General features: G+C 67.8%; 25 protein-coding genes and 2 pseudogenes. 20 read left to right on the top strand and 7 right to left on the bottom strand.

What is annotated here, in order from left to right; genetic code table 11:
* Positions 1-105: 105 nt before the first annotated feature.
* On the bottom strand, positions 106-588 hold the full coding sequence (locus ACIPW5_RS29515) for a hypothetical protein (RefSeq protein WP_401251215.1): 483 nt from the start codon (positions 586-588) through the stop codon (positions 106-108).
* Here ACIPW5_RS29515 and ACIPW5_RS29510 point away from each other — a divergent pair.
* Both ACIPW5_RS29510 and ACIPW5_RS29505 read left to right on the top strand, forming a co-directional pair.
* A pseudogene (locus ACIPW5_RS29510) lies at positions 587-721 on the top strand (NUDIX hydrolase); the annotation flags it as partial. The gene ACIPW5_RS29515 and the pseudogene ACIPW5_RS29510 overlap by 2 nt on opposite strands.
* A gap of 97 nt (positions 722-818) precedes the next feature.
* Positions 819-1,217, top strand: a complete 399-nt coding sequence (locus ACIPW5_RS29505) for a hypothetical protein (RefSeq protein ID WP_401251479.1) — start codon at positions 819-821, stop codon at positions 1,215-1,217.
* Here ACIPW5_RS29505 and ACIPW5_RS29500 read toward each other — a convergent pair.
* From ACIPW5_RS29500 to ACIPW5_RS29490, 3 genes are all read right to left on the bottom strand, one after another.
* Positions 1,101-1,412: a Clp protease N-terminal domain-containing protein gene (locus ACIPW5_RS29500; protein ID WP_401251212.1), complete on the bottom strand. Its 312-nt coding sequence runs from the start codon at positions 1,410-1,412 to the stop codon at positions 1,101-1,103. The genes ACIPW5_RS29505 and ACIPW5_RS29500 overlap by 117 nt on opposite strands.
* Before the next feature lie 958 nt (positions 1,413-2,370).
* Positions 2,371-2,640, bottom strand: a complete 270-nt coding sequence (locus ACIPW5_RS29495) for a hypothetical protein (protein ID WP_401251209.1) — start codon at positions 2,638-2,640, stop codon at positions 2,371-2,373.
* Positions 2,641-2,704: 64 nt separating this feature from the next.
* The gene (locus tag ACIPW5_RS29490) at positions 2,705-3,097 is read right to left on the bottom strand and encodes a hypothetical protein (RefSeq protein ID WP_401251206.1); all 393 of its coding nucleotides are present in this window, start codon (positions 3,095-3,097) and stop codon (positions 2,705-2,707) included.
* A gap of 563 nt (positions 3,098-3,660) precedes the next feature.
* Here ACIPW5_RS29490 and ACIPW5_RS29485 point away from each other — a divergent pair.
* Complete coding sequence (locus ACIPW5_RS29485) at positions 3,661-3,987, top strand: ankyrin repeat domain-containing protein (RefSeq protein ID WP_401251203.1); 327 nt, start codon at positions 3,661-3,663, stop codon at positions 3,985-3,987.
* A gap of 15 nt (positions 3,988-4,002) precedes the next feature.
* Here the strand turns inward: ACIPW5_RS29485 and ACIPW5_RS29480 are convergent, their stop codons facing one another.
* The gene (locus tag ACIPW5_RS29480) at positions 4,003-5,205 is read right to left on the bottom strand and encodes an IS110 family transposase (RefSeq protein WP_401251201.1); all 1,203 of its coding nucleotides are present in this window, start codon (positions 5,203-5,205) and stop codon (positions 4,003-4,005) included.
* A 247-nt stretch (positions 5,206-5,452) separates the two neighbouring features.
* Here ACIPW5_RS29480 and ACIPW5_RS29475 point away from each other — a divergent pair, with 247 nt between their 5' ends.
* The gene (locus ACIPW5_RS29475) at positions 5,453-5,875 is read left to right on the top strand and encodes a hypothetical protein (RefSeq protein ID WP_401251198.1); all 423 of its coding nucleotides are present in this window, start codon (positions 5,453-5,455) and stop codon (positions 5,873-5,875) included.
* Positions 5,876-5,943: 68 nt separating this feature from the next.
* On the opposite strand, the gene ACIPW5_RS29470 is transcribed toward ACIPW5_RS29475, so the two are convergent.
* Positions 5,944-6,159, bottom strand: coding sequence for a DUF6207 family protein (locus ACIPW5_RS29470; protein WP_401251195.1), 216 nt, complete (start codon positions 6,157-6,159; stop codon positions 5,944-5,946).
* A 386-nt stretch (positions 6,160-6,545) separates the two neighbouring features.
* Between ACIPW5_RS29470 and ACIPW5_RS29465 the strand changes: the two genes are divergently transcribed.
* The 9 genes from ACIPW5_RS29465 to ACIPW5_RS29425 all read left to right on the top strand — a co-directional run bounded on the left by ACIPW5_RS29465 (position 6,546) and on the right by ACIPW5_RS29425 (position 14,994).
* A complete protein-coding gene (locus ACIPW5_RS29465; RefSeq protein ID WP_401251193.1) occupies positions 6,546-7,166 on the top strand; it encodes an SMI1/KNR4 family protein in 621 nt (206 codons plus the stop codon).
* Between the two features lie 495 nt (positions 7,167-7,661).
* Positions 7,662-8,489 (top strand): hypothetical protein, encoded by an 828-nt coding sequence (locus tag ACIPW5_RS29460; protein ID WP_401251190.1) that lies wholly within the window; start codon positions 7,662-7,664, stop codon positions 8,487-8,489.
* 18 nt (positions 8,490-8,507) lie between these two features.
* Positions 8,508-8,708 carry a hypothetical protein gene (locus ACIPW5_RS29455; RefSeq protein ID WP_401251187.1) on the top strand — a complete coding sequence of 67 codons (201 nt, stop codon included), beginning with the start codon at positions 8,508-8,510 and terminating at the stop codon, positions 8,706-8,708.
* A gap of 86 nt (positions 8,709-8,794) precedes the next feature.
* The gene (locus ACIPW5_RS29450) at positions 8,795-9,844 is read left to right on the top strand and encodes a hypothetical protein (protein WP_401251184.1); all 1,050 of its coding nucleotides are present in this window, start codon (positions 8,795-8,797) and stop codon (positions 9,842-9,844) included.
* A gap of 147 nt (positions 9,845-9,991) precedes the next feature.
* Positions 9,992-10,324: a hypothetical protein gene (locus tag ACIPW5_RS29445; RefSeq protein ID WP_401251181.1), complete on the top strand. Its 333-nt coding sequence runs from the start codon at positions 9,992-9,994 to the stop codon at positions 10,322-10,324.
* Positions 10,325-10,428: 104 nt separating this feature from the next.
* Positions 10,429-11,100, top strand: coding sequence for a tyrosine-type recombinase/integrase (locus ACIPW5_RS29440; RefSeq protein ID WP_401251179.1), 672 nt, complete (start codon positions 10,429-10,431; stop codon positions 11,098-11,100).
* 723 nt (positions 11,101-11,823) lie between these two features.
* Entirely contained in the window at positions 11,824-13,296 is a 1,473-nt protein-coding gene (locus tag ACIPW5_RS29435) for a tyrosine-type recombinase/integrase (protein WP_401251177.1), read from the top strand.
* Between the two features lie 185 nt (positions 13,297-13,481).
* Entirely contained in the window at positions 13,482-14,450 is a 969-nt protein-coding gene (locus ACIPW5_RS29430) for a hypothetical protein (RefSeq protein WP_401251174.1), read from the top strand.
* Complete coding sequence (locus tag ACIPW5_RS29425) at positions 14,440-14,994, top strand: UDP binding domain-containing protein (protein ID WP_401251171.1); 555 nt, start codon at positions 14,440-14,442, stop codon at positions 14,992-14,994. The genes ACIPW5_RS29430 and ACIPW5_RS29425 overlap by 11 nt, the downstream gene beginning before the upstream one ends.
* 386 nt (positions 14,995-15,380) lie before the next feature.
* On the opposite strand, the gene ACIPW5_RS29420 is transcribed toward ACIPW5_RS29425, so the two are convergent.
* Positions 15,381-16,766, bottom strand: coding sequence for a sporulation protein (locus ACIPW5_RS29420; protein WP_401251168.1), 1,386 nt, complete (start codon positions 16,764-16,766; stop codon positions 15,381-15,383).
* 360 nt (positions 16,767-17,126) lie between these two features.
* On the opposite strand from ACIPW5_RS29420, the gene ACIPW5_RS29415 reads away from it, so the two are divergent.
* The 7 genes and pseudogenes from ACIPW5_RS29415 to ACIPW5_RS29385 form a co-directional block, all read left to right on the top strand.
* The gene (locus ACIPW5_RS29415; protein ID WP_401251166.1) at positions 17,127-17,675 is read left to right on the top strand and encodes a hypothetical protein; all 549 of its coding nucleotides are present in this window, start codon (positions 17,127-17,129) and stop codon (positions 17,673-17,675) included.
* 4 nt (positions 17,676-17,679) lie between these two features.
* Positions 17,680-18,216, top strand: a complete 537-nt coding sequence (locus ACIPW5_RS29410; RefSeq protein WP_401251163.1) for a dCTP deaminase domain-containing protein — start codon at positions 17,680-17,682, stop codon at positions 18,214-18,216.
* 9 nt (positions 18,217-18,225) lie between these two features.
* A complete protein-coding gene (locus ACIPW5_RS29405) occupies positions 18,226-18,756 on the top strand; it encodes a dCTP deaminase domain-containing protein (protein WP_401251160.1) in 531 nt (176 codons plus the stop codon).
* On the top strand, positions 18,756-19,226 hold the full coding sequence (locus tag ACIPW5_RS29400; protein WP_401251157.1) for a hypothetical protein: 471 nt from the start codon (positions 18,756-18,758) through the stop codon (positions 19,224-19,226). Before ACIPW5_RS29405 ends, ACIPW5_RS29400 begins: the two co-directional genes overlap by 1 nt.
* A gap of 25 nt (positions 19,227-19,251) precedes the next feature.
* Positions 19,252-20,163: a class I SAM-dependent methyltransferase gene (locus ACIPW5_RS29395; protein WP_401251155.1), complete on the top strand. Its 912-nt coding sequence runs from the start codon at positions 19,252-19,254 to the stop codon at positions 20,161-20,163.
* 96 nt (positions 20,164-20,259) lie between these two features.
* Positions 20,260-20,562: pseudogene (locus ACIPW5_RS29390) on the top strand (sugar phosphate nucleotidyltransferase); the annotation flags it as partial.
* Between the two features lie 331 nt (positions 20,563-20,893).
* Positions 20,894-21,120 (top strand): hypothetical protein (locus ACIPW5_RS29385; protein ID WP_401251152.1); only part of this gene is annotated, 227 nt, incomplete at its 3' end.

Below are 21,120 nucleotides of genomic sequence, written 5' to 3'. Positions count from 1 at the left end.
CCAAAAACGACAAGCTGAGTACCTGATCCTGATCCATGCATGACAAAAGGCTGCCCCTTGGGCAGTCTTGTGGTCACCTGCGAGGTGTGACGTCGGAAGGTCGTCTCAGTTTTTGACGGCCTCGGCAATCAGCTGGGCGGCCTGGGCGGGGGTGAGGTGCGTGGTGTCGACGACCTCGGCCTCAGCATGCAGCCAGGTGCGGGCCGCTTCGGCGTAGGGCTCAAGGTAGTGGAGCCGGAACGGGGAGTTGGGGCCGAGAACGGTGTCGTTCGCGATGCGTGTGCGGAGGGTGTCCTGGTCAGCGTGGAGGACGAAGTGCCTGACCGGAATGTCGTGCTGGGCAAGGTCCACATCCGCCGAGGCGACCTCGACGCCGCTGTGAAGATAGGCCACGACCTCCTGGCCACCAGCCCCACCCTCAGCTCCGCGCGCGTCATCCACCAGCTCGACGATCTCCGCCGTGACCTGGAATCCCACCGGGCCTACACACCTGTCGCCCAGTACCTGCTGCGGTTCGACGACGTGCGCCGGGCCAGAATGCTCCTGATGGCTGACATCATCACCACGCCCAGGAGAGGCGACGTCCATGAGGCCCACGCCCGATGACCCCGACGCCTGGAACGCCTACCTCGCCGAGGGCAACCGCACCCAGTGCCGCAAACGCGTCGCGTCCGACGCGCTGATCCACAACCAGGCCGGCCACATCCTCCTAGTCAAGCCCACGTACAAGCCCGGCTGGGACCTGCCCGGCGGAATGGCCGAGGCCAACGAGGCCCCCCGAAGCCGCCCTCACCCGCGAACTACGCGAAGAACTTGGCCTGGAAGCCACCCTCCACGGACTCCTCGTCGTCGACTGGGTACCGCCCCACGGCCCCTGGGACGACCAAATCGCCTTCATCTTCGACGCCGGCACCCTCGACGACACCCAGACCGCCGCGCTCCGACCACACGACGCCGACCTCGCCGACCTCGCCTTCCTACCCCTCGACAAGGCCCACACGCTCCTGAGAGGCCGGATACGCAACCGGCTCAACGCCGGGGCCCGACCAATACGGTCGGGCCCTTCATCTTTGTGGATACGGTGCGTCACGGCTAGCCGTTCACCGTTCTTCGTTCGGCTCCTCAGCCGACGGCTCTCCGTGATCGCCGTTTGCAGCCCTGATGTCTCTGATCCCGCCCATATACTCTGGGGATTTCAGGAATTCACGCATGGCTGATATGACCTGCTCTCGGTCGGCCACGGTGTCCAAAATTACCGCCGCAGCGTCTGCCGGTTCCAGGAGGATCGCCAGGAAAAGGTGTTCGGAGCTGACATGCTGGTGCCCATGAAGGCGGGCAATTGTCCTGGCAGATCCCATCACCTGTTCAAATCGGGCGGTGTGCTTCAGATAACTGTCGCCAGTGTTGCTCATTCCGCTCCTTCGACTAGGCTTCCGAGCAGCGCCGAGCCCACACTACCCATGTAGATGGATGCTCAGCAGCCCTTCGGCGACAGGCATCCGTCGATCTGCTTCCAGGCCCACTCCGCGCTGGTCGCATTGGAGTTCCAGCTGCCACGGTGGTAGCCACACTGCCAGCGGTTGCCGTAGCGGTCATGGCGTGTGACTCCGGACAACCTGTTGTTGCACTCCGTGATGTCACCGCCCGGTGCGCACCAATAGAAGGTGCCCCCACCAGGCCGTGAGGAGACATACCAGCAGACCACATCGTACAAAGGAGCCGGTGTCACTTGCTGTTCAGCCGCCGGCCGCGGTACCCAGGGCTGAGGTGACGGCGCGCTCGCGCTTGCAGGTCCAGCCCCCGCGACCAGCGCGACTGCTGCAAACACCCCTAAGACGGCACTTCGAAGCTTCACGTTCTCCACCTAAGCGAATCTGTGAGATGGGTTCGACTTCCGATGAAGTTAACAATCAACGGGAAGGTTGCGGAAATCTCAGGGTGCCGTTCATCTGTTTTTTACAAGAGGAGTTGCTGGCGTGCGGTCGAAGTGTGGCTCAAATGAGGGTTTACGTAAGTTCGGATGGCCAATCCTGTGTGCTACATACATAGCCCGACTATGGATAATTATCACGATTTGAGAGGGATATTTCCTCCTGTGCTTCGTCATAGAGTCTGCCGAGCAATGCCGTGCGCACCTTGGTCGAGATCAAGTCGCCGGGACAACTGCGACACCGGCCTTTGACGGCCGTGGCAGCTGCGTCGAGATCACGACCACGGCCACACCGCCGGACAGCGCGCTGAAGCGATCGCCCACGCTCGCTGCCGCGGTCGCGCCGCCACAGTGGTGCGATCAGGCCAACAATCAGGTGTGGCCCCCGACACTTCGCCGCCATTTCCCGAGGCCCAGCCCTGCTGCCTCAACACGCCCGGCTACACCGCGCCGCCCGGGTCGTCCCGGCCCCCTTCGTCGGCACCGGCACCGCCGCGGCAGCAGCCAAGGCCCGCCTCGAAGCCGCCCGCCACGCCGAAGCCGAAGCCAGGGCCGCCCACGAACAGGTCCTCGGGGAGCTCGCTGAGGCCGCCACCGTCTTGGAGCGGGCCCGGGGTGAAGCGGCAGCCGTACGAGAGGAGCTCCACGGGGTCCAGGTGAGGCTGGAGGCCGCCGAGAAGGCGGCTGCTGCCGCTGCCTCGCACCACCACCGGGTCGAGGCAGTCGCAAGGAAGGCCGGATAGACAGCTGAGTCCGCACGCCTCAATAGGGCGTTCAACTCCTCAAGGACTGCGCCATGACCACCGCTGACAGGAGGAGTCCTGCACCGGCCATGATTTTGGCCGCGGTCCGACGTTCGCGCGGGTCCGCCCCGGTGGCCAGCAGGAGCTGCAGCGCCGAGGGGAAGAAGAGGAACATTCCTGCCATGGCCCCAACGAACGACCACAGCACCAGCAGTGCCGCGATGCTGCCCGTGACGTAGACGAAAGCGGACGGCCGGGCGTGAAGAAACAAGGGTACGGAGACCAACGCGGTGGTCGGGATGGCGAGGGTGAGGCCGACGGACCCCGCGAACCATACGGTCAGCACCGGCAGAGGGGTGAGCACGGCAGACAGCACGAGGCCGAACTGCCATGGATGAATGCCCGCTCGTGTAGTGGCCTGCATGACCCACCCCTGACTCCGATATCTTGAACGCGTTCAAGGTATCGGAGACTCGCAGGTTGCCCACAACCCGATACACACCCTGGCTAGGACGACCTGGGCAAGCCTCCCGCGCACCGGCTTGCCCACCCCGGCCGGGGCCCGCGCCATCGGTCACGGCCACCGCCGACCTTCACGGCCAGGATGCGGCTGACCGATGACGCCTGACCGATGACCGGTCACCGCGCAGAGCGGAGTTGCATGGACCGGTCACAGCGCTGCGCTGACGTGCTGGTTGACCGATCGTGGGAGACGGATCGCTCACCACCGGCCCGCAGACCGGTCACCGGTTCTGATGGGCAAGCCCTTGGCGCGGAGGGCTTGCCCAGGGTCCGGATCACGTGGCGGGACGGCTCCCGAAGTCGCGGCGTCACCCTTCGGGCCGCAGCTCTTTGGAGCCGGCCGACGCCTTCTCGTCGGTCGTACACCGGAGCCATGAGACGAAATAGGTAGAACAGCCCCGGGCCCTCGCCGAGCGCTGCGGGGGCCCCTATCTCCTTCGTCAAGCGATCGTGATGATGGCTGGCATGACGGATGAGAATCAGGGCTTGGGTCGTGAGAGCCGCGAGGGGTGGACGCAGCTGCACTTCGCGGCGGATGAGCAGGATGCCGCGGCTGTTGGTGCTCTCCTGGTGGCGGGTGTGGAGGCGGATGCGCCTGATGGGCAGGGCAATACGCCTTTGTGGCAGGCCGTGTTCACGTATCGAGGCGATGCTGCGGTGTTGTCCCTGCTGGTCGAGGCCGGTGCTGATCCGGACCGGGACAACTTTCATGGTGTGAGCCCGCGGCGTCTTGCTGGCTGGCGTATTGGCTCAGATGTCGCGGCGCATCTCGGGGACCGTCCTTCCTCATAGTCGAATTTCTGCAGGTCAGGCGGCCTTGGCGGGCTGGGGTTCGTAGAAGGTGCCGTCGCGGAGCATCGCGAAGAGGACGTCGGCCCGGCGTCTGGCGAAGCAGAGCAGGGCCTGGGTGTGGTGCTTGCCCTGGGCGATCTTCTTGTCGTAGTAGGTCCTGGATGCCGGGTCGCCCAGGGCGGCGAACGCGGAGAGGAAGAAGGCTCTTTTCAACTGTTTGTTGCCCCTCCGGGACGGCTGTTCGCCGCGGATCGATGAGCCCGAGCTGCGGGTCGCGGGGGCGAGTCCGGCGTAGGCGGCGAGGTGGCCGGCGGTTGGGAAGGTGCTGCCGTCGCCGACCTCGATCAGGATGCGGGCTCCGGTCCTGACTCCGACTCCAGGCATCGAGGTCAGGACCTTCGAAAGAGGGTGGGCGTCCAGGAGTTCCTCGATCCGTCCGGCCAGCAGCTTCCGCTGGTCAAGCACGGCCGTCAGCGACCCGGCAAGGCTCGGGACGATCAGCGCGGCCGCCTCGGTCCCCGGAACGGTGACGGTCTGCTCGTCCAAGGCCGCGAAGATCTCCTCGACCAGCCGCTCGGCCATCCTCGGAGCCTTCGGCCGCAGCAGGGTGACCAGACGGCGCCGTCCGGCCTTGCGGATCTGGGCCGGCGACCCAAACCGCTCCAGCAGGGTCAGGACGGCCGGGTGTTGCAACCGCGGCCCGAGCACCCGCTCCAGCGATGGGTGGATCTGGGTCAGCAGGCCGTGCAGCCGGTTGGCGACCCTGGTGGCCTCGCCTGCCAGATCGTCGTCGAAGCCGACGATCATCTCCAGCTCGGCGATGGTCTCGTCCTCGCCGTCGATCGCCCGCAGCGTGTGAGGCATCGCGCGGGCAGCGTCCGCGATGATGAACGCGTCCTTCGCATCCGTTTTGGCCTCGCCGGGATAGAGATCGGCGATCCGCCGCATCGTCAGCCCCGGTAAGTAGGCGACTGGGCAGCCCATGTCCCTCGCGACCGCCAGTGGCAGGGCGCCGATCGAGGCCGGCTGGTCGACCACGACCAGCACCGTTCCGTGCTTGGCCTGGAGCTTCGTGAACAGCTCGCGGAGCTTGGGTTCGGTGTTGGGCAGGCGCTTGTCGAAGGCTTTCTTGCCGGCCGGGGTGACGGCGGTGGCGTGGTGTTCGCCCTTGCCGACGTCCAGGCCGAGGAAGACGTCGATGGTGCTGGTGTCGATCACGTGCAGAGCCCCTCCATCACGCTTTCGTCCGGCCTTGCCTCGGCACCGAGCTGCCACACCCACGTTACGGAGAGCTCTTCCGACTCGGGTGAAGCCGGTGCTCAAGCCCCTCATCAGCGGTCCGTCGATGCCTCCGGACCCGGTGACGCCACCCCCCGGATCATCAACCGCAACAGGGGGGGGAAGTCATGCCGGACCTGAAGGCCGGTAGCCCCATTGCGGAGCCACGAAAACGGTAACGGGGGGCATGTGGCGCGCCCTCGCCGCTCTCCGCCGGACCCACTGCGAACCCGTCGGGCGCCTCGCCCCCTTCGAGTGCCCCGACGCACTGCTCTCCCTCACCCGGCCCGGCGACATCGCCTTCACCGCGCGGGTGGAGCTGTCCGGCGGGGAGACGATGGGCCACATCCACGACCTGATCACCACGGTCACCCGCGGCATCACCTACGAACTGGGCGCCGCCGCGCCGGGCACCGCGCTGGAGATCCTGCTCGGCAAGCGCCACCGGCTCGCCCTCCACACCGACCACGTGGACGGCCTCACCCACCTCCTGCGCGACGCCGTCACCACCATCGACGCGCCCAGCACGCCCGGCGGCGGACTGTGCTCCCACTGCCACGGCACCGGCCGTGCGCACCCCCTGTGGGCGCCGACGGCCGGGCAAGCCTGAGCACCTGGGCAAGCCGTAGGCGACCCTGGGCAAGCCCTCCTCGAAGAGGGCTTGCCCAGGGCCTGTGGCTATGGGGCTTCCCGTCCCGGGCGCAGGACGTCGGCGTAGATTCGGGCCCGGACGCCGGGCTCGCCGGGCTCCTGGCGCACCGGGCTGACGCCTGAGGTGGCCCAGCGCTCTTCCCGCGCGGCCATGACGGCGCGGACAGTGCACTCGTCCCGGCCGGTGATGTCCAGGACCACCAGGCTGGGCTTCGCGATGTGCTGCTCGTCGATTGGTTTCATGAGCTCTGCGACGGTGCTGGGACCGGGCTGGTTTGCCGCTGGTCCCGGGTCCACCCGCAAGAGGACCTGACTCAGGCCGTGGCGCGGTCGGTTCTGTCGGGGTGCGGCCCCCGTCGCGGCCCTGGTGGCCAGGGCCGCACCCCGTACGTCCGAACGTACTCTGTGGCCGAGACCAACGGTTTGGCATTTTCGCTGGCGGCCGCGCTCTGCGGCCTCACGCGTTCGCGTCTGGCCGGGTGACGGTGGGGTGCGACGGGGACAGGCTGGGCGCATGGTCGCGAAGCTGATCGTCTACCCGCCCGACGAGCAGGGTTCTCCAGACACTCGGAGATGCCTCATTTGGGAGGGCCGGTAGAGTGGCGGCAGTCAAAAGAAGAGATCCTCCGATGGACTCCCGGATATCCCGCATACGCTCCAAGCTGGCGAAGGCCCCGTACCAGGCGCAGCGCAGTCACTCGTCCGGTGCCTGGCGTCACCAGTTCCGCGTTGGCCCACGGCTCAGTTCCGCGCAGGCGGACGCTTTCGAGTCCGAGCACCATATCGAATTGCCTTCCGCCTACCGGAAGTTCCTTGTCGAACTGGGGGGCAGCGGTGCCGGCCCGTTCTACGGTTTGCTTCCGCTGGAGGAGTGCAGGCTGTTCACCATGGATCGACAGCCGTCGGACGGCACCCCGCGGGGGTTCCATCACGTGAGCCACGCGGACGCGATGCAAGGGGATCTGTTCCTCGAAATCATCGAGATGGGCTGCTCCGACCTGTGCCTCATCGGTGTGACCGGGCCCCTCACCGGCCGCATGGTCACTGGCAATGCCGATGGCTTCTGGCCTCCGAACGTCTCCTCGGCCCAGGACTTCCTGAGCTGGTACGAACGGTGGCTCAACCACATGCGGGACGGCAAGGACAACAAGGCTTTGGGGCTCACCTCCCCGGCGACCGTCGCAAGCGCCCCCTGGGGGCCCCGGGCCAGAGCTCGGAATACTGTGTGGTCGCAGGCCGCAGGGGGGTAAGGCGGCGGAACCCGGAACCGGGATCACCCCAGCGCCCCTGTCTCATGAGACAGGGGCGGAGTCTGGAGAAGCAGGGCTGGCGCCGGGTGCGCTACGACGGGGTCGCCATCGGGGTCGCGCACCGGCCAGCCGACATTCGGGTCTTCCTCGCGGTCGCCGGGCTGGAGAAACGCCGACGACGTGGATCTCACCGACCCCGACTTCGTGGAGTGGCGAGGCGCCGGCCCGGAAGCCTGAGAGCCTCTCCGCTGACCCTCCGCGGGGGTTGCACCGGAGGGCGGCTGGAGAGTTGTCTGCACGGTTGCTCTAGGCGGGGGACCGTAGGTGTGACCGACGGTGGGACCCCCCGAATCTTGTGATCTTGCATTCCTACAGGTCAGATGCAGTGGGCAAGCCCCCTTCGGAAAACGACACCTCTTTGTCCGCGATAGCCGGACGAAGAGGTCTGTCCCGTGTCCCGGGGGCCGGCGGCGCCGCAGGGGTACATGTACCGGTATGGCTCGTGAACGGATCCGGTGGCCCCTCGTCGTGGACCGCGCGCGGGAGCTCGTGGACGGGTACGCCCCGCTCAAGGTGCCCTTGAGACAGGTCATGTACCGCTTGGCCGCCGAGGGCGTGCTGCCGCACACGCCGCCGATGTACCGCCGCCTGTCCGCCCGGCTGGCCCAGGCCCGCCGCGAGGGCCGCTTCCCCGACCTGACCGACACCGTCCGCCAAGTCCACGTCCCGCCGGCCTGGCCGAGCGCGGACGCCTTCGTGCGGCAGATGCCCGACTGGTTCCGCCTCGACCGCACCGCCGGCCAGGAGCACGCCCTGTACGTCGCCGCGGAGAAGGACACCCTCCGGCAGCAGCTGACCGGCTGGCTCGAGTCCGCAGGCATCCCCGTCCTCATCGTCCGCGGCTCCAGCTCCCAGTCCTACGCCGACGTCGTCCGCGACCGTGTCGCCCACGAACAACGCCAAGCCCACCTCGCCGTGGTCGGTGACTACGACCCGAGCGGTGAGCACCTGTTCAACGCGCTCGCCAAGGACGTGATCGCGTTCGCCCAGGCCGCCAGCGCCGAGGTGGAGTTCGAGCGGGTCGCGGTCACCGACGAGCAGGTTACTGACTACAACCAGCCCACCGCCCCGCCCAAGGCCACCGACCGCCGCTCCTTCTCCGGCACCGCCACCACCCAAGCCGAGGCCCTGCCCCCGGACACCCTGGCCGCCATCGTTCGCCAGGCCGTCGAGGCGCACCGGGACCCGGTGGTCCACCAGCGGACCCTGGCACGCGAGGAGATCGAGCGCCAAGCTGTCCGCGACGGACTGGGACGGGGCTAGCTACGGCGTTGCCAGCCCATGAACTCGGCCAACGAGTACCCGGAAGTCTTGACCAGCTTGGCCGCGATCATCGGCTCCATTCCGTACTGCTCGGCTTCCGCCGCGATCGTGCGCGAGGCGATCGAGGCCCGCCGCGACATGGACATCCTCCAGCAGGTGATCGAGCGGGAGCCGGCCGAGCGGCAGGCCATCATCGACCGGTTGAGCAGCCTGGAATGAGCCTCCGGCTGGCCAGCGGCGAAGGTGTCGGCTGATCCGCTGAACCTCGGGGGCTCATTGTCGGTGGCAGCCGCCAGACTCTCGCCATGGAGACGATCCCTTCACCGGCCGAGGCCGGGGTCGACGCCGCGACGGAGGCGCTCACGCCGTTCGGCTGGCGGACCTACGAGCAGATCCAGGTCGGTGATCACGTCCTCGGACTGGACCCCGTCGACAAGCAGATCCGCTGGAAGAAGATCACGCGCGTCCACCGTCGTCATTGGAACTCGGCATCCGACGGGCCGCTGACGGCATGGCAGCACAGGGCCGTGAAGGCGCTCAGCGCGCCCGGCCAGCCCTGGCTCCAGCTGAATGACCTCGGGCGCAAGCTGGGCGACGACCGCCCCCACGACTGGGCCACCACGGGAGCCCTGGCGGGCCGCGGCTGGGTCAGGATCGTCTTCGGCGGCGGGGCGCCCTGCGCCTTCCCCCACGCCTCCCCCTACAGCAACGAGTTCGTCGAGCTACTCGGCTGGATCATCACCGAAGGCTGCTACCCCAAGCCCCGCCACGAGGGCACCTGGAACCACGTGCAGGTGTCTCAATCAGAGCGGGTCAACCCGGAGAAGACCCAGATGCTCCGCCGCCTCGCGGAGCACTTCCGCCAGGAGGGCTTCACCTTCAACGAGCATCGGCAGGCACCGACCGGCGTGGTCCCTTTCTACATCGGGGTGGACCTTGGAGCCCGCATCCGCCAGGCGCTGCCGGACAAGCAGCTGCCGCCGGCGCTCATCAGCTCGCTGACGGCCACCCAGGCCCAGATCCTCTACCAGTCGCTCATCCTCGGCGACGGGAACCAGCACGTCGGTGGCGGCGACTACTTCATCCAGCTGGACCAGGGGCGCATCGACAGCTTCCAGATGCTCGCCGCCATGCTCGGCTTCCGGACGGCCCAGAAGACCTGGGACGCGTTGAACGGCGTCTTCCGGACCACGGTCTACACCAGGGACTACGGCACCTCGGGCAGCACCAAGCCCGAGCAGCAGGACTACGTCGGCACCGTCTGGCAGATCAGCTTCGCCCGCCCCACAGCCTGGCTCGCCCGGCGGGACCGCACCACCTTCTGGACCGGGGCTGCCCAACCGAGTGAATCCTGAGCCCCGATCCGTGCACCACACCTGTTGCATGCGCTATCGTCATCCGGACCGCTTCTGAGCTGCGAGAACTCGAACCGCACGCTCGCGGCGCCCCGGAGAAACGTAGGCGACTTCGACTGCTCGGGCGAAGACATCGAACGCGACTGGGTGGAGCGGACCGGCTGCTGGAGCTCGGTCACCCGGGTGCTGCTCACCCACGAACAGGTCCGCGCGTACGGTCTCCCGGCGACCGAGGGCAAACGCGACGACCCAAGGTGGCCGGCCTTCGCCCGCCGCTACGTCTTCGACATCGAGCAACCGGTCCAATGGGAAGTCGAAGCGCTGGAGCCGGACGAACTCCAGTGCCTGGGCCTCGCCGCTGTCGACCCGTACATCGACCGAGACGCCCTCGCTCGGGAGATTGCCCGCGAGGAGCAGCAGCGCCGCGCCCTGGAGGACTTCGCTGGCGGGTGGGGAGCGGCGGGTGAGGGGCGGTTCTAGGCGGTGGCCCAAGCCGCACAACCCGGCGGCCAGGCCCTGGTGGAGAGCGGTACGCGGCGCATCACAATCCGCTGCAGGCGTTCCCGAGCAGCCGCAGGGCCCCGTTGCGGCAGAAGGTGCCCAAGCGGGCGCCGCGGTCTCTGCCCGACACGGCGTTCGACGAGCTGTTCGCCGCGATGAGGTACGACCGCGACCGCGCGCTTCTCGCCTTCTACGTCAGCAGCGGTGCCCGCCCGAGTGAACTACTCGGTCTCACCAACAGGTTGGTGGATCCGGAGAACCAGACGATCGGGGTGATCCGCAAGGGCACGAAGGCCCTGCAGCACGTGCCGGCCTCGCCGGACGCGTTCGTGTGGCTGCGGCTGTATCGGCGAGATCTGCCCGCCTTGTGCCTGCGCCGCTCCGCGCCGGTGTTCTGGACGCTCCGGAGACGGCTGCGCCCCTTGGAGTACGACGCAGCCCGCGCCGTGCTCCTGCGGGCCCAAGAGGCACTGGGAACGGACTGGTCACTGCATGATCTACGGCACACCGCGCTGATGCGGATGTCGCAGGACCTGAACCTGGTGGAGGTCCGGGACATCGCCGGGCACGGTTCGCTGCGGTCGACCGAGCCATATCTGCAGCCGCGACAGGAGGAGGTGCTGGCTCACGTGCGTGAGCACTTCGAGCGGCTGCGGGATCCGCAGCGGCGCCACGACGCCCAGCCGCATCTGCCGTCCTCGGTGCTCGGCTACGACGCAGAAGACATGCTCGAACTGTTCGGAGGAGTCCGATGAGGGTTGTTGCTCCTCCCACGCCCCTGCCACGGACCGATGATGCTGTTCCCGCCTCAGACGCGGCGCCGGGCGGTTCGGCAGCAGCAGAGTGGAAGCCTTGGCCGGCGACGCTCCTGAGCGAAGAGGACATCATCGACCGTATTGCTGCTCTGCCCGCGCTCTCTGAGCCGCGGCGGCAGGAGGCCGCACGGGGTGTCCGCATCGTCCTGGCGGCCTTGCGCCGTGCGGAAGGCTCCTGCTGGCAAGAGCGCTGGCACAGCGGCGGCTGGAACCAGGCCCCGGAGCTGGCGACCTTGTTCGGCGACTCCGTACGTGTGAGTGCCTTCAAGAGCTGCGAGATCATGCACGGTCTGGGTGTCTTGCTCTGCTTGGACGTCGTCCGTCCGTCTTATGACTGGCTCGGCCGGTTCCGCTTCACCGCGGGGTTCGAGCGACTGCGCCAGATCCGGGATGCCGAGTTCTTCGCCGCCGTCCGTGATGCGTGCCAGGGGCGGAAGGCCACCCGAGTGCAGGAGCAGCATGCCGTCCGCATGCTGCCGACCCTGCACGGCGCCCGGCGCCGGCAGCGGCCCAACATCCCCGACATGGTCGACTTCTACGGCCTGTCCTGCCCGGATGTCCGCGACCTGATCATCCGGTATGTCACTGAACGCGCCCCGGCCATCGACTACAGCACCACTCGCCAGCTGATCTGGAAACTCGCGAAGCGCTTCTGGAAGGACCTTGGAGAAGCACCACCCCGGCATCGACAGCCTGCACCTGCCCTGCGACGTCGCCCAGGCGTGGAAGAAGCGCATGGGACACGACAACCCGGACCGTCCCTACGAGGGCTACTCGGTACTGTTCGCCGTCCGCGCCTTCTACCTCGACATCTCCCAGTGGGCGCTCCACGACGCCTACTGGGCGCAGTGGGCGGCGCCGTGTCCGGTCTCACTGCAGGACACCAAGGGAGTCGCCAAGCACCGCAAACACGTCACCGCCCGGATGCACCAGAAGGTCCGCCAGCTGGCTCCCCTGCTGCCACAACTGATGGCCAGCGTCGAGGAGCGACTCCGCTTCCAGCAGGAGTTCATCGACCGGGCCCGTGCCGCCGCCCCGGGTGGGGAGTTCGTCCACGGCGGACGCACCTACCAGCGCCGTCGCTACCCGGCCGTCAGGGACCATGACCCGGCGGGGCTGCGCCGCCTGCACGCCACCGACCCGGACACCGGCACGCACATCGACCTGCTCCGTGCCGAAGAGCGAGGCTTTTGGACCTGGGCGGTGGTCAACACCTTCTTCTACACCGGCGTCCGGGTCGAAGAACTGCTGGAGATCACACAGACCGCGCTCACCACCCTGCGTCTCCCCGATTCCGGTGAGACGGTACCTCTGCTGCAGATCGTCCCCAAAGCCGACGCCGAGCGCGTACTGCTCGTCCCGCCAGAGCTCGCCCACGTCTTGGCCAAGGTCAAACAGCGAATCCGGGACGGCCACGAAACCGTCCCAGCACTCCAGCGGTGGGACCCCCACGACCGCGTACTCAGCCCACGACTGCCCTTCCTCTTCCAACGCCGCCACGGTCTCGAGCGCCGCGTGCTCACCGACAAGTACGTCCAGCGCCTGGTCAACGATGCCCTGACCGCACTCGGACACGGAGAACTGAAGCTCACCCCACACGATTTCCGAAGGCTGTTCGCGAGCGAGGCGGTCAGCAGCGGACTGCCCCCGCACATCGTCGCCAAGATCCTCGGTCACGAACATTTGTCCACCACCGAGCACTACATGGCGGTCTACCCCGAGGACGTGCTCCGGCACTACCGCGCCTTCCTCGCCCGCCGCCGCCAACTGCGGCCGAGCGAGGAGTACCGCGACCCCACTACGGAGGAATGGGAGGAATTCCACCAGCACTTCGTCAAGCGCAAGGTCGAGCTCGGCACCTGCGGCCGCGGCTACGGAACTCCTTGCGCGCACGAGCACGCCTGCCTCCGGTGCCCGCTCCTGCAACCCGACCCGGCCCAGAAGCGCCGGCTCGACGAGATCATCGTCAACCTCCGCGAGCGCCTGGCCGAGGCCCACGAACGCGGCTGGCTCGGCGAGGTCGAAGGGCTGGAGATCACCATCGCGGCGGCCGAACGCAAGCTCGCCGGCATGACCCGCCAGATCAACCTCGGCATGCCCGCCATCCCACCCGTACGCCCACCGGGCTCGTCCTAACTAACTGAACGGCGTTGGTACTAGCTACACGAGAGCAAACGAGTAACGGACAAGACGCAACTGTCACTGCAATGAACTATTGCGGCAGCAACGAACATACAATGCGACTATCGCGACCGAAGGGCAGGATTGATAGCAGGGGATGACACTAGCAGGCCGCACCCTCACCGCCCCTGGAGTGCGTGATGATCACACGAGGTAACACTGAATTTAAGAACCCTCACCACCCTGAACCAGATTATGTAGTCAGAGGTTTCGAGCTGCGCCATCAGGACCAGGAAGCAGATTTTCGGTACCGGATGCGCAAGGCAGAGATCGGCCGCCCAAGCGAGGAGCAGCGGGAATACGCCGCGAGGATTCGAGCAGCAGAGGCACGCTCCCAGGGCGTCGACCCAGAGGAGCAACAGAAGAAGGTACACGCTTGGAACGAAAAGCGGGTGGCTGAGTTGCGGGACCATGTCGAACAGGAAGGCGCCCGCGAATACCTAATTGACATCAGCCACATCTTGAATGGCATAGACTTCACAGACTTCGATCCCACCTTCTGGTTCGCTTCGGGGAAAATGGTCCCCGAGCCTCCCTTCGTTGGAGAATGGCCCCCGTCTGACACTTTGCACATCACGGGCAAGGAGACCTGGAGCGAGGGACGGCTCCATCAGCGCTACTTTGGCGCGAGGGTACGATTCGAGCTTCAGCCAAGAAGAATGCCGGATGCACCGACTGGCAGATACAGGTCTGATCCCACCATGGGTCTCGTCGGTGGAGTGACGGGGTACGTAGGCGACGGGGACTACCTGTCAGGCGACCGCTGGTCTAACTGCTGGCTGCACAGGAAGCAGACAATGTATCAATTTGGCTTTGCGGCACCAGGAGACGACAATCGAAAAATCATCGCCATCAGCGAGGCCCCGGCCGAGACGATCTTCTTCATCGAGAGAACTCTTGCCGATGATAGCGTCCTGGATTTTCACACGTTCAGCGGGCAATTTCCAATGCCATCCGTTACGTTCACCCGGAACGACATAGTTCCGACACAAAGCATATGGGTTGAGCTGGAACTCATGTTCCACGTGCAACTTGAAGGAAATAGCCTCTTCTGGATCGATAGAGAGCTCCTTCTTCAAGTATTCCAATGGCCCTTGATTGGCTCCTAACATCAGCGACTCGCCCGCCCTCGACGTCGCCCTGCGGATGCACCGCGCGGGCGCGGACGTCCGCGTCCACGACCCCAGCGTCAACGACCTGGTGCGACGCCACTACCCCGAGCTCACCGTGGTCAACGCCCCCGCCGAGGCCCTCACCGGAGCCGGAGTGCTGATCGTGGCCACCGACTGGCCGCGCTACACCGCCCTGGACCCCGCCTCCCTCGCCGACAGCACCACCCGCACCGTCATCGACGCCCGCCGCTGCCTGGACCCCGCCCGCTGGCAGGCCGCCGGCTGGGACCACCAGCAGCTCGGCGTATCCCCGCCACCACACGGCCCGAAAGGCCTGAAGACATGGACCTGTTCGCGAACGCCGCCGTACACCACGGCGTATCCGGCACCCGAGGCTGGGTCGTCGCCCCCGTACGAGGCGGTCGAGTCCGCTGCGGGCGGCGGCCTCGGTCAGCCCGAGCGCGGCCGCGGCCCGCGCGGGGGTCGAGTCCTGCTGGGCATAGCGGGCCGGGGCGTTCAGCCCCTCCGAGAGAACCCGTAGCCGCCGTGCCCGCGGGGCCGCCCGGCAGCCCGAAGGGCTGGCTCTGACGGCCGGGTCATCGCTGTGGGCGCGGGCGGGCGACGGAGCCCGTTGTCGTCGGCACGGGTCTCGCGGGCAGCGTGCTGCCCCCTGGCGGGCTGCTTCAGCGCGCCGAGCTGGGGATCGAGGGGGAGGAAGTGAAGTGAAGTGGAGCGGGTCCCTTCCCGTCGTCCTTCCAGTCCAGGATCAAGATCGGCTGGACCAGCGTGTCGAGTACGAGGCGGGCGTGAACGATCCGTCCTTCGCTCGGTTGCCCCGGCGCGCGGCGTCAGGTGGGTTCTGCCGGGTCCGGCCCCCAGCCGATGTCTTCGCGGTGCCCCAGCCGTGCGTCCGGATGTCGGGCGGCGCTATGCCAGAGCCAGGGCTGAGTTGGCGTGCCGTACGAACTCGCGGGCGGGCTTGTGGTTCTGCCAGGGCTGGAGGCTGTCGACGACTTCGTGGACGTAGGCGTGGGCGCGGTTCGAGCGGACGCGGGTAAGGATCTCGACGGCCTGGGCGCCGAGGTCGAGACCGTGGTCGAGTTCGCCGGCCCTGATGTGCGCGGAGCTCAGGACGGCCCGGCGGATGCCGACGGCCCGCGTGTAGACGCCGACGGGCATTACTTCGGCCTGCCGGCTCCAGCGCAGCGCGGTCTCCAGGTCACCGAGGTCGCGGCAGATCTCCACGGCGTCGGTGCTGATGCGGGCGTGGGTGAGGTAGCCGACGTGCTCGGCGTCGCGGATGCCCGGGCGGATCGAGGAGAGGAGGTTCTCGGCCGCGGCGAGCGCCTGCCCGGCTGAGCGGGCATCGCGGGCCCGGCCGTGTGCGCGGGCCTCGGCGAGTTTGGCGAAGGCCAGGACCCGGGGAGCAGCATCTTGCTTGCCCTGCTCGTAGGCGCCTTCGGCCATGTCGATTGCTTCGGTGACGTGGCCTTGGAGGTAGGCGTGCAGGCTCATGGTGGCCAGCACATATGAGCCGGTCTGGACATCGCCTGCCGAGCGGGCCAGGCGCAGGGCCTGGATGAAGTGCTGCTGGGCCGTGCTGTGCCGTCCCATGTCGACGGCGGCCCACGCGGCGACGCGGGCGAGTTCGGCGGTTGCGGAGAACAACTCGGCACCGATTTCGTCGGTGTAGGTGCCGCGCAGGAGTGGGGCCGCGCGGTCCTGCAGTACAGCGGAGACGGATGAGGCCATGGCGTTGCCGCCGCCGAACTTGGAGTCCCACCGCCGGGCGTCCTCGGAGGCCAGCCACAGCTCGTCCAGGTCCGCACGGCCCACCTGCCTGCCTCCGGTGCGCGGTGCGGGGGTGTCGGCCGGCTTGGCGAGCCAGCGTCGGACCGGGGTGTGGTAGGCGGCGATGGCGAGCGGGCCACCGGTCAGCAGGGTGCGGCGGTGCATGCTGCTCCAGTATTCGGCGGACAGACGGAGGGCCTCATCGGGGTCTCGCGGGAAATCCAAGCCCATGTCCGCCCAGCTCTCCCGCAGCTCGCCCATCCCGATCTCGTCGAGCGTCACCGTCCGCCCTAGGCGTTCTCCCAGCACAGCGGCGATCAGGGCGGGTACGGGGGCACGGGGGGTCATGCCGCGATCGATCCAGTTCGAGACACTCGTATGGGTGTAACCCCGTGACACCCCTGCCTGGCTGCTGAGGGCGTTGACCCGCCGGGCGAGGCCCTCCCGTGTGACCCCGGCGAGCTCCAGCAGGCGCTTGAGTGCCGCGTTGGGAGGCTTGCGCTGTCGCTTTGCCGTCGCCATGGCGACCTTCCTTCCGCCCGTAAGGCCTGCAACGTCGGTTCCGGCTGGGGTCGTTCGAGCCTATGCCCGCCCACTGACATGTGGGCCCCGTGCGATGTGTTGGCCCCCTTGTGCGCCTCCCGGGGAGCGGCGGCCGCACGGTTTCCTGGACTCCTCACCGGAACCCGGGCCACTGGAGGAAGGCAACGGGCACGCCCCGTAGAACAACGCGAGCGCGGCACCGAGACCGTTCGGCTGCGCGAGCCGTGCGCAGAGCCCGACCCCGGGCTGCACAGAAGCCGCCGGGCTACCACGGCTCCACCCGGGGCCAACCGTCCGCCACCGCACACCCTCAGCGTCAACCGAAAGGGAAGACCTGTCATGCTCAAGATCGCCCTGTACGGGCTGCCCGGCGCCGGGAAGAGCACCGCGGCGAAGGTACTTACCCAGGAGCTCTCCTCCAAGGGAATCGACGTCGCACGCCTGAGGCTGGCGGAGCCCCTCTACGAGGCTCAGCGTGCCGTCTACGCGATGGCCGGGCGGCCCTTGGCCGACGAGAACCAGCAGGACGGCCGGCTGCTGAACCTGCTCGGTACCGAGATGCGGCGCATCAACCTGGAGGCGCTGACCGGCCCGTTCACCTACCGGGTGCGGCAGGCCGAGGCCGAGAGCCCGAAGACGGTGCTGCTGTGTGACGACCTACGAGCCCCGGACGTGGCAACCGTGACCCTGCTCGGCTTCCGGCTCGTCGAGATCAGCGCCCCGGCCGCCCTGCGCAGGTCCCGACGGCAGGCGCGTGGTGACCTGAGCGCCGGCGACGAGAGCCACCCCACCGAGGCGCCGCTCCGGTGGAGCCGTGGCGCAGGATCGACAACGCCGGCAACCTTGCCGAGTACCGGAAGCGTCTGGCCCTGCTGGCCCGGGAGCTGATCGCGTGATCCTGACCGGACCCGAGATCCAGCGCCAGCGCGCCCTGGGCGCCCTGACCATCGAGCCCTTCGACCCCGCCCTACTCAACCCAGTCTCCTACACCTACCGGCTCGGGCCGGTGCTGCGCACGCACCGTGCGGGAACGGCCGACACCCACGGCGAACTTGAGCTGGACGAGGTCAAGATCCCCGATGACGGATTCGTGCTGATGCCCGGGCGGGTGTACCTGGGAACCACGATGGAGGAGATCGGCAGCACCGACTTCGTCGCCTCGCTCATCGGCCGCTCCTCCATCGGCCGGCTGGGGCTGTTCGTCCAGTACAGCGCAGACCTGGGCCAGCTCGGCGCCTGCCACTCCTGGACGCTGGAGCTCAAGGCCTCCGCGCCCACCATCGTCCGGCCCGGCCTGAAGATCGGCCAGGTCAGCTTCTCGGTGGCCACCAGCGGCCGGATGCCCTACACGGGCCGCTTCGGCCGGATCAACGAGGCCACCGTTGCGCCGCCCTGGCTGCTGGCCCCGGCCGCCCTCGCCCACACCTGAGGAGACCTCGTGATCCTGACCGGACCGGCTATCACCGCCGAGCGCGAGCGCGGCCGTTTGATCCTGGAGCCTTTCCACCCCGAACAGGTCCAGCCGAACAGCTACGACCTGACGCTCGGCCCCACCCTCATCCACTACACGGGCGAGGTCCTCGACACCCGCGCCGAGAACCCCTACGTCGAGGTCGACATCCCCAAGGACGGGTTCGTGCTGGAGCCGCACCGCGTCTACCTTGGCGCCAGCGCCGAGGTCATCGGCAGCAACTTCCACGTGCCGAAGATCAGCGGCCGGTCGGGCGCGGCCCGGTTCGGCCTGTTCATCCACTGCACGGCGGATCTGATCGACATCGGCTCGATCGGGCAGACGACCTTCCAGTGCCACTCGGTGAATCCGCTGAGGGTGCATGCCGGCGACCGCCTCGGGCAGGTGACCTTCACCCGCTCTTACGGCGACATCGTGCTCTACGACGGCAAGTACCAGGGCAGCCGCGGCCCACAGCCCTCCAAGATCCATCAGGACACGGCCCAGGCGGCAGCCTGATGAGGGGCGACGTCGTCCCGAACCCGGCCGCCGGCTGGACCGACCCCGTCGCGCGGGACCTGGTGTCGGCGGCCTTCGAGACGATCCGGGACCGCTACGTGCTGGCCCGGCACCAGATCGCGGCCGCAGTCCTGGACGCCGACGGGCGGGTGCACCTGGGCCTGCATGTGGACGCCATGGTCGGGCGGGCGGCGGTCTGCGCGGAGGCCGGAGCGCTGTCCGCGGCCCGCTTGGCCACCAGCGCCCGCCTGCTCGCGGTGGCTGCCGTCCGCTTCCCCAAGCCCACCGAACCACCGCTCGCACGCATCGTGCCACCGTGCGGGCTGTGCCGCGAGCTCCTCCTGGACCACGCCCCGCACATCTGCGTCGCCCTGCCCGACAACCCGCAGGCGCTGATCCCGCTGGCCGGCCTGCTGCCCCATAAGTACGTGGGCACCAAATGGCCCGCACCGCCGCTCACCCACCCCTAAACCACCAAGCAAAAGGAGCCCCGTCATGAGCCGGACCGACTTCCGCACCGCCGCCCTGGACGCCCTCGCGAAGAAGGTCATCCCCGAGGAGCACTTCGAGTTCTCCATGGAGACCGCCCGCGACAACTTCTTCAAGGACACGGGGATGCTGGACGTCAAGCAGGACGTCCACAACCGCTTCCGCACCAACCCGAAGTCAATGGTCAGCCACATGACCGACAACCTGGACCTGATCGGGCAAGAGGACCTCCTGGACCTCGGGTGCGGCAACGCCTTCGTCCTGGAACACCTGCGCCCCCACCTCGCCGACGGCACGATCACCGGCCTCGACGTCGCGCCCGCCGTCCTGGACGCCGCCCGGGCCCGGATGCATGGCACCGCCACCCCCTGCACCTGGATCGAGGGCAGCGCGGACGACCTGTCCATGCTCGCCGACGGATCCTTCGACCGGGTCATGGCCAACTACATGATCCACTACGTGCCGGACCTCGACCGCTGCTTCACCGAGGTCCGCCGGGTCCTGCGCCCCGGCGGCATCTTCCAGCTCACCACCGACCGCACCGACAGCATGCTGGAGATGTACCAGGTCCACTTCGCCGCCCTGAAGGCGATGGGCGCCCCCAAGGACCTGATCAAGGCCACCCCCAAGGGCAGGCTGTCCCTGGACAACGGCGCCGGCCAACTGGAGCGGCACTTCGAGAACGTGAAGCGGGTCACCTGGCAGGACCAGCTCCGCTTCACCGACCCCGAGCCTTTCCTGCGCTTCTACCAGGTCGGCCACAACCACTGCTGCGCTTCCTCCGAACCCGACGAGCGCCTGGACGAGGCGTTCTTCAGCGAGCTGCGCGCCCGGGTGCGTGCGCAGGTCACCGAGACGATCAAGGAACACGGGTACTTCGCGGTGACGAAGTACACCGGATCCTTCCTCTGCTCCTGACCCGTGCGGGGCGGGCGGGGCCGAGGAGCGTTGGTAGCGTCGGCGGTGCCGTGCCGGCCGGTGCGGCACGGGCCCACCGACGGAAATGAACTCCCGATGAACCCGACGATCCGCAGGGCTGTGATTCCCGCCGCCGGACTCGGCTCCCGCCTCCTGCCGCTGACCAAGGCCACGCCCAAGGAGATGCTCCCGGTCGGCGACCGGCCGGTCATCGAGCACACCGTCCGCGAGCTCGTCGCCTCCGGGATCACCGACATCACCATCGTCGTCTCCGGCGGCAAGTCCCTCATCCAAGATCACTTCCGGCCCAACCCGCAGCTCGTCGAGCAGCTGCGCGCGGACGGCAAGGACGAGTACGCCAAGGCGGTGGAAGAGGTCGCCGAGCCGGGGAAGGGCGGGGCGGCTAGAAGTCCTGCCAACTGGGCGTACAGCGGGCGTGTGGTCTGCCCGATGTAGTGCACCACCTGGGGTTCACGAGGGTCGATGAGGGCATAGATGATGCCGCTCTCCTGCATCGCTGATCCTTTCCGGGGACCCGTACGGCCTGGGGCAACACTGGTCACAGCGGTTAACAGCAGATTCAGCATGCAGAAACGGGGGGCTGCCGGAGGGCGCGACCTGAGAAACGGCTACCGGCGTCGCGGCTTCGTTGCGGTTGGGTGCCGGACGGGGAGTCCGGCGGCGACGCGCCTCCCTTAGGGTGATCGTTTCCAGAGGGAGTGAGGAGCAATTGAAGACGATGCGCATCCGGCGGCGCTTGGTGGCCGGTGTGGTCATGGCGTTGACGGCCGCGACGGCGGGTTGTTCGCAGGCGCCCGACCGTCTTGACGCGGTACCACCCGCAGTGAAGCAGCCCGTGGTGCCGCCGAGGGTCGCCCACGACCCGCCGGCGACGTTCAGGCCGACGGGAGTTCTCATGCCGTGGGAGGCCTACTCCGGCCTTCTGAACATCGCAGG

The sequence above is a fragment of the Streptomyces sp. NPDC090077 genome (assembly GCF_044747545.1).
Taxonomy (GTDB): Bacteria; Actinomycetota; Actinomycetes; order Streptomycetales; family Streptomycetaceae; genus Streptomyces.
Note: the sequence above shows the minus strand (reverse complement) of the source record. Positions and strands in the feature narration are given on the sequence as shown.

What these genes read in the sequence shown, in the direction of transcription:
- ACIPW5_RS29475 (WP_401251198.1), top strand. Translation starts at nt 5,453, where the DNA reads ATGTGGCGCGCCCTCGCCGCTCTCCGCCGGACCCACTGCGAACCCGTC.
- ACIPW5_RS29420 (WP_401251168.1), bottom strand. Translation starts at nt 16,766, where the DNA reads ATGGCGACGGCAAAGCGACAGCGCAAGCCTCCCAACGCGGCACTCAAG.
- ACIPW5_RS29395 (WP_401251155.1), top strand. Translation starts at nt 19,252, where the DNA reads ATGAGCCGGACCGACTTCCGCACCGCCGCCCTGGACGCCCTCGCGAAG.
- ACIPW5_RS29460 (WP_401251190.1), top strand. Translation starts at nt 7,662, where the DNA reads ATGGCTCGTGAACGGATCCGGTGGCCCCTCGTCGTGGACCGCGCGCGG.
- ACIPW5_RS29490 (WP_401251206.1), bottom strand. Translation starts at nt 3,097, where the DNA reads ATGCAGGCCACTACACGAGCGGGCATTCATCCATGGCAGTTCGGCCTC.
- ACIPW5_RS29450 (WP_401251184.1), top strand. Translation starts at nt 8,795, where the DNA reads ATGGAGACGATCCCTTCACCGGCCGAGGCCGGGGTCGACGCCGCGACG.
- ACIPW5_RS29430 (WP_401251174.1), top strand. Translation starts at nt 13,482, where the DNA reads ATGATCACACGAGGTAACACTGAATTTAAGAACCCTCACCACCCTGAA.
- ACIPW5_RS29500 (WP_401251212.1), bottom strand. Translation starts at nt 1,412, where the DNA reads ATGAGCAACACTGGCGACAGTTATCTGAAGCACACCGCCCGATTTGAA.
- ACIPW5_RS29485 (WP_401251203.1), top strand. Translation starts at nt 3,661, where the DNA reads ATGACGGATGAGAATCAGGGCTTGGGTCGTGAGAGCCGCGAGGGGTGG.
- ACIPW5_RS29465 (WP_401251193.1), top strand. Translation starts at nt 6,546, where the DNA reads ATGGACTCCCGGATATCCCGCATACGCTCCAAGCTGGCGAAGGCCCCG.
- ACIPW5_RS29455 (WP_401251187.1), top strand. Translation starts at nt 8,508, where the DNA reads ATGAACTCGGCCAACGAGTACCCGGAAGTCTTGACCAGCTTGGCCGCG.
- ACIPW5_RS29470 (WP_401251195.1), bottom strand. Translation starts at nt 6,159, where the DNA reads ATGAAACCAATCGACGAGCAGCACATCGCGAAGCCCAGCCTGGTGGTC.
- ACIPW5_RS29400 (WP_401251157.1), top strand. Translation starts at nt 18,756, where the DNA reads ATGAGGGGCGACGTCGTCCCGAACCCGGCCGCCGGCTGGACCGACCCC.
- ACIPW5_RS29415 (WP_401251166.1), top strand. Translation starts at nt 17,127, where the DNA reads ATGCTCAAGATCGCCCTGTACGGGCTGCCCGGCGCCGGGAAGAGCACC.
- ACIPW5_RS29515 (WP_401251215.1), bottom strand. Translation starts at nt 588, where the DNA reads ATGGACGTCGCCTCTCCTGGGCGTGGTGATGATGTCAGCCATCAGGAG.